Origin of the sequence: Acidovorax sp. (genome assembly GCF_046339755.1) — a bacterium.
Classification (GTDB): domain Bacteria; phylum Pseudomonadota; class Gammaproteobacteria; order Burkholderiales; family Burkholderiaceae_C; genus Acidovorax.
Genome location: NZ_JBKDTZ010000160.1, coordinates 1 through 4,980, shown reverse-complemented (window position 1 = coordinate 4,980; position 4,980 = coordinate 1). Strand labels below are relative to the sequence as shown.

General features: G+C 68.6%; 6 protein-coding genes. 3 read left to right on the top strand and 3 right to left on the bottom strand.

What is annotated here, in order from left to right:
* On the top strand, positions 1-1,956 hold a 1,956-nt coding region (locus ACK59X_RS13530), incomplete at its 5' end, for an AAA family ATPase (RefSeq protein WP_409957842.1).
* Between the two features lie 5 nt (positions 1,957-1,961).
* On the opposite strand, the gene ACK59X_RS13525 is transcribed toward ACK59X_RS13530, so the two are convergent.
* Positions 1,962-2,435: a hypothetical protein gene (locus ACK59X_RS13525; RefSeq protein WP_409957841.1), complete on the bottom strand. Its 474-nt coding sequence runs from the start codon at positions 2,433-2,435 to the stop codon at positions 1,962-1,964.
* A gap of 164 nt (positions 2,436-2,599) precedes the next feature.
* Between ACK59X_RS13525 and ACK59X_RS13520 the strand changes: the two genes are divergently transcribed.
* Positions 2,600-2,875: a hypothetical protein gene (locus ACK59X_RS13520; RefSeq protein ID WP_409957840.1), complete on the top strand. Its 276-nt coding sequence runs from the start codon at positions 2,600-2,602 to the stop codon at positions 2,873-2,875.
* Between the two features lie 8 nt (positions 2,876-2,883).
* Here the strand turns inward: ACK59X_RS13520 and ACK59X_RS13515 are convergent, their stop codons facing one another.
* On the bottom strand, positions 2,884-3,312 hold the full coding sequence (locus tag ACK59X_RS13515; protein ID WP_409957839.1) for a hypothetical protein: 429 nt from the start codon (positions 3,310-3,312) through the stop codon (positions 2,884-2,886).
* A gap of 109 nt (positions 3,313-3,421) precedes the next feature.
* Here ACK59X_RS13515 and ACK59X_RS13510 point away from each other — a divergent pair, with 109 nt between their 5' ends.
* Positions 3,422-4,594 (top strand): ABC transporter substrate-binding protein, encoded by a 1,173-nt coding sequence (locus ACK59X_RS13510; protein WP_409957838.1) that lies wholly within the window; start codon positions 3,422-3,424, stop codon positions 4,592-4,594.
* A gap of 4 nt (positions 4,595-4,598) precedes the next feature.
* Here the strand turns inward: ACK59X_RS13510 and ACK59X_RS13505 are convergent, their stop codons facing one another.
* The gene (locus ACK59X_RS13505; protein WP_409957837.1) at positions 4,599-4,916 is read right to left on the bottom strand and encodes a helix-turn-helix domain-containing protein; all 318 of its coding nucleotides are present in this window, start codon (positions 4,914-4,916) and stop codon (positions 4,599-4,601) included.
* Between the last annotated feature and the right edge of the window lie 64 nt (positions 4,917-4,980).

Here is a 4,980-nt window from a genome sequence, read left to right as displayed (position 1 = left end):
CTGCGCCCCCACGGGCAGCGGGCCACCCCCCCCCTGGGCACGCGCGGCAACCCGCGCCATGCCGCCGAGGCGCGTGTGCTGCCGCCCGAGCGCCGCGCCGCCATCGCCCGCGACGAGGATGCGCTGCGCGCCGAGATCGACCGTTTCGCCCAGGCCATGCGCCCGCTGGAGCGCGAGCGCGATGCCGCCCTGGCCGCGCTGCGCCGCGCCGTGGTGCACCCCCTGGTGCAGCAAGCGCTGCTTGGCGCCCGCCAGATCGCCCCGCAGGCCGCCCGCCTGGCGCAGTGGCTGGACCAGGTGGAACGCGCGCTGCTGGGCAACATCGACCTGCTGGAGCCCTACTACGGCGAGAACGAGACCGATGCCGAGGCCGACCGCAGGGACGACCTGGACGGCTTGCTCGCAAAGTGCCGCGTGAACCTGGCGGTGGACAACGGAGGGCGCAGCGGCGCCCCCGTGATCGTGGAGGACAACCCGCAGCAGCGCAGCCTGATGGGCAGCATCGACCACGGCGCCAATGCCGACGATGCCGACCCCGGCCAGGCCGACGTCTCGGCCATCCATGCCGGCAGCCTGCTGCGCGCGCATGGCGGCTTCATCCTGCTGCACCTGCAGGACCTGGCCACCGAGGAAGGCCTGTGGCCGCGCGTGCGCCGCTTCCTGCGCAGCCGCCGGCTGCAGATCACCGACGATGCGGGTGGCAGCGGAGCAGGCCCCGGCGGCGGCGCAGCACCGGCCGGCCTGCAGCCCGAGCCGGTGGAAGTGGATGTCAAGATCGTGCTCGTCGGCTCGGTGGACGAGTACTACGCCCTGCAGGACAACGACCCCGAGGCCGCGCGCCGCTTTCGCGTGAAGGTGGACTTTGCCGACCGCTTCATCGCCACACCGGCCACGCACCGGGCCACGGCCGTCTTCGTGGCGCAGTGCTGCGCGCAGCGCGGCCTGCCGCATTTCGGCCCCGGGGCGGTGGCCCTGCTGATCGAGCAAAGCCACCGCGAGGCCGACGACCAGGGCCGCCAGAGCGCCCGCTTCGCCCAGGCCGAAGCCCTGGTGATCGAGAGCGCGGCCCAGTGCCGCCTGCGCGCCCCCGCCGATTCCACGGCATTGGTGCAGGCCGCTGACGTACAGGCGGCCCTGGCCGCCCAGCGCCTGCGCCACAACCAGACCGAGGAAGAGCTGCACCAGACCCTGGCCGAAGGCGAGTGCCTCATCAGCCTTACCGGCCAGGCCGTGGGCCAGGTCAACGCCCTGTCGCAGATCGACCTCACGGACTACCGCTTCGGCTTTCCGGTGCGCATCACGGCGCGCAGCTTCGCAGGGCAGGAAGGGCTGCTCAACATCGACCGCGAGGTCCGCCTGTCCGGCCCCATCCACGACAAGGGCGTGCTCATCCTGCATGCCTACCTCACGGCCCTGTTCAGCCACGTGACACCGCTGGCGCTCAATGCCTCCATCGTGTTCGAGCAGGAGTACAGCGGCGTGGAGGGCGATTCGGCCTCGTGCGCCGAGCTGTATGCACTGCTGTCCAGCCTGTCGGGCCTGCCGCTGCGCCAGGGCATCGCCGTGACCGGCGCGCTCAACCAGCACGGCGAGGTGCTGCCCGTGGGCGGCATCAACGAAAAGATCGAAGGCTGGTTCCAGGCCTGCGCGGCGGCAGGGCTCGACGGCACGCAGGGCGTGCTCATCCCCGCGCGCAACCGGCGCCACCTGATGCTGGCGCGCCCCATCCTCGATGCGGTGGAGCGCGGGCTGTTCCATGTCTACACGGCAGAGCACGTGGCCGAGGGCATTGCCCTGCTTACGGGCAAGGCATCGGGCATGGCCAGCACGGCCGAAGATGGGGCAGACAACGTGCTAGGCCGTGCTGAACAGACGCTGCGCGACTACCGGCGTGCCTGCCAGAGCGCGGGGCATACGCGTGCAGGACGTTCTGGCAGGGGCCGCCGCCGCAGTTGAGGGACCTATCCCGGCAGGCCGCCCAGCGCCTGCCAGCGCCCCACCACGTACTTCTCGTAGATGCCCTGCAGCAGCGCGCGGTAGCGCGCCATGTCCAGATGCCCGATGCCTCGCTCCACCTGCGCGATCACCAGCGCCACCTCGGGCACGGCCACGAGCCGGCCCTGGGCATGCGCCTGCAGGATGGCCTGGGTGAAAGGCCACCGCAGATAGTCGTCTTCATGCTCGGACACCATGTCGTCCAGATCGCACAGCAGGCAGACCACCGCGCCCTCACGCAGCAGCGAAGCATCAATCTCGCCGGCCCCGGATGCGTCCACCGTCACGTCCACATGGTCCAGCGCGCTGAAATGCGTCGGGTCCAGGTACACCGTCTGGTCGTGCGTGATGCCCCCTTCGCGCAACAGGTGATAGTAGAGCAGCAGCACCGAGGCCATGGCGCGGTTGGCGGCGGGGAACAGGTCGGGCGTAATGTGCATGCAGGCTCGGCTCCGAGGATCGAAGAGTCTTTTTATAGCGCACAGCGATACAACGTCGCGAGCGTTGGTGCGTTAGATTGAGGCCACCATCAATCCACGCAGACGTTCTCCAGAGTCTGGTACAGCCATCGCTTATGAATACCTCAGAACCGGCAATCGAACGCATGTGGTACGCCGTCGCACCCGACGGTGCCGGCGAAGGCTTGGTGGTCCTGCGGGTGGGCATGCCTCGCCAGGAGCCCGGCGGCGAATGGGGCGTCTTCGTGGAGCTGAGCCCTGTGGATGGACCGCCACGCAAGATTTTTGGAGAGGATGGATGGCAGGCTGTAGCTCTGGGCATGCGCTTCGTGGCGTCCCGCGCAGCGGACCTGGAAAACGGGGGATGGCAGTTCTACTGGACCCAGGGCGGGGATCCTACCGGCGCCAAGGATCTTGTGTAAATTGAAATCTAGAAGGACCGCATGCCGCCCTTGAATGCCCCCACCGGCGGCCAGTCCGCCGGGGCATAGTTCGTGCGCAGCCAGATGTAGGTGTGGTTGCCCACCAGTTCGGTCTGCAGATGCACTGTGGGAACCTCACCGTCGATCCCGGAGAGCAGTTGCTCAAACTTGGCAAGCCATTCGGCCCAGTCCCACTCCACGGCCTTGAGCGATGCGCCAAAGTGGATGACGTGTTGTGAGAACGAAGCAGTGCCCGGGTGCAAGCATACGCGGACGATCTTTTGCGGTGCAGAGGCGTCCTGCCATGCCGCCCGAACAGTCTCCAATGTGACGATTGGTGACCGACTGCCCGTGTTTTCCCGCAAAGCAGTGCCGGACCTGCGCCCGATACTGCCCCTGCCGTCGATGGGGCCGTGCGCGCAGATTGATTCATTCATGCATGCTGTCTGGTTGGTTGCCTGTCTGTTTGTCTGTCTGTCTACTGTCTGCTGCGCCGCTGGCCCCGTCACGGCATACACACCAAAAAGACCGCAGGAGACAAGCCACATGCCCATCCACCGCCCCGCGCCGCCGGCGCGTCCGCCCTCCCTTGCGCCCACACGCCGCCGCCTGCTGTCCTGCGCTGCAGCGGCCACCAGCGTAGCCCTGCCCTCCTGGGCCCTCGCCCAGCAGACCGAGCCCTGGCGCATCGGCCAGACGGCCGCCCTCACCGGTCCGTTGGCATTTCCATTCGTTGAGATGAACAAGGGCATCGCCGCGGCTTTCCAGGAGGTGAACGAGCGCGGCGGCATCGACGGGCGGCGCCTGCAGTTCACGAGCGCCGACGATGGCGGCGATCCGGCCAAGGCCGGCGCCAACGCCAAGAGGCTGCTGGAGGAGGACAAGGTCTTCGCCCTGCTCTCCTGCGGCGGCACCACCAGCGTGATGGGCGCCCTGCCCGTGGCCATGGCGGCCAAGGTGCCGCTGATCGCGCCCGGCACGGGGTCGGACGCGCTGCGCCCGTTCAACCCGCTGGTGTTCCACGCGCGCGCGAGCTATGCGCAGGAACTCAACAAGATCGTGCAGCAACTGGGCTCCACAGGCTTCACCAAGTGCGCGGTGGCCTACATCGACAACCCTTTTGGCAAAGCGACGCTGGCGGCCTTCGACGCGGCGGCCAAGGCCCACAACAACAAGGACTGGAAGGCCTTTCTTTTGCCCGAGACGCCCGAGGGCGTGGCACGCACGGTGGACGAGATCACCACCTGGCAGCCCACGGCCCTGATCTCGCTGGCTGTGGGGGCCGTGGGCATACCGTTCTACCAGTCGCTGCGCCAGCGCGTGAAGGCACCTGCGTTCTCGATTTCCTTCCTGGGCTCGCGGCCGCTGCTGGCGGCGCTGGGCGAGTCGGCGCGCGGCATCACCGTGGCCCAGGTCGCACCCAACCCCGACAACGTCGCCAAGCCCATCGTCAAGGCCTACCGCGATGCGCTCAAGGCCCATGTGCCGGATGCCGAGCCGGGCTACTCATCGCTGGAGGGCTACCTGAGCGCCCGCCTGATGATCGAGGCCCTGCGCCGCGCCGGGCGCACCGCCACGCGCGAAAAACTGGTCGACGCCCTGCACAGCATGCGCCCCTACGACATGGGCGGCTTCGAGCTGCGCTATGGCCCCCAGGACCACAACGGCACGGATTTCGTCGAACTGTCGTACTTCAACGGCGAGCGGTTCCGGCGCTGATGGATCACTGCGCGAACGCAAAGCCCTGGTTGCGAAAGGTATGCACCGGCAGCGCCAACTGGGTCTCGGCCTGCACCTTGCTGCGCAGGCGGCTGAGCAGGGTGTCGAGCCGACGCGTGTCGCCCGGGTCTCCACCGGGCCCCAGCACGGCGTTGAGTTCCTCGCGCGCTATCTTGTGGGGCTGCACGGCCAGCAAGCGCTCGAGCACCAGGGCCTCGGCCCCCGTCAGTGCCACGGCCAGGCCGGTGGGCGCCAGCAGCTGCCGGCTGCCCGGGGCGATGCGCCAGCCGGTGCCAGACAGCCTCGAAGCAAGGCGATCCATCACCGCCAGCAGCTCACGAGGCACCAACGGCTAGACCAGGTAGGCAACGGCACACGCGCCCAGG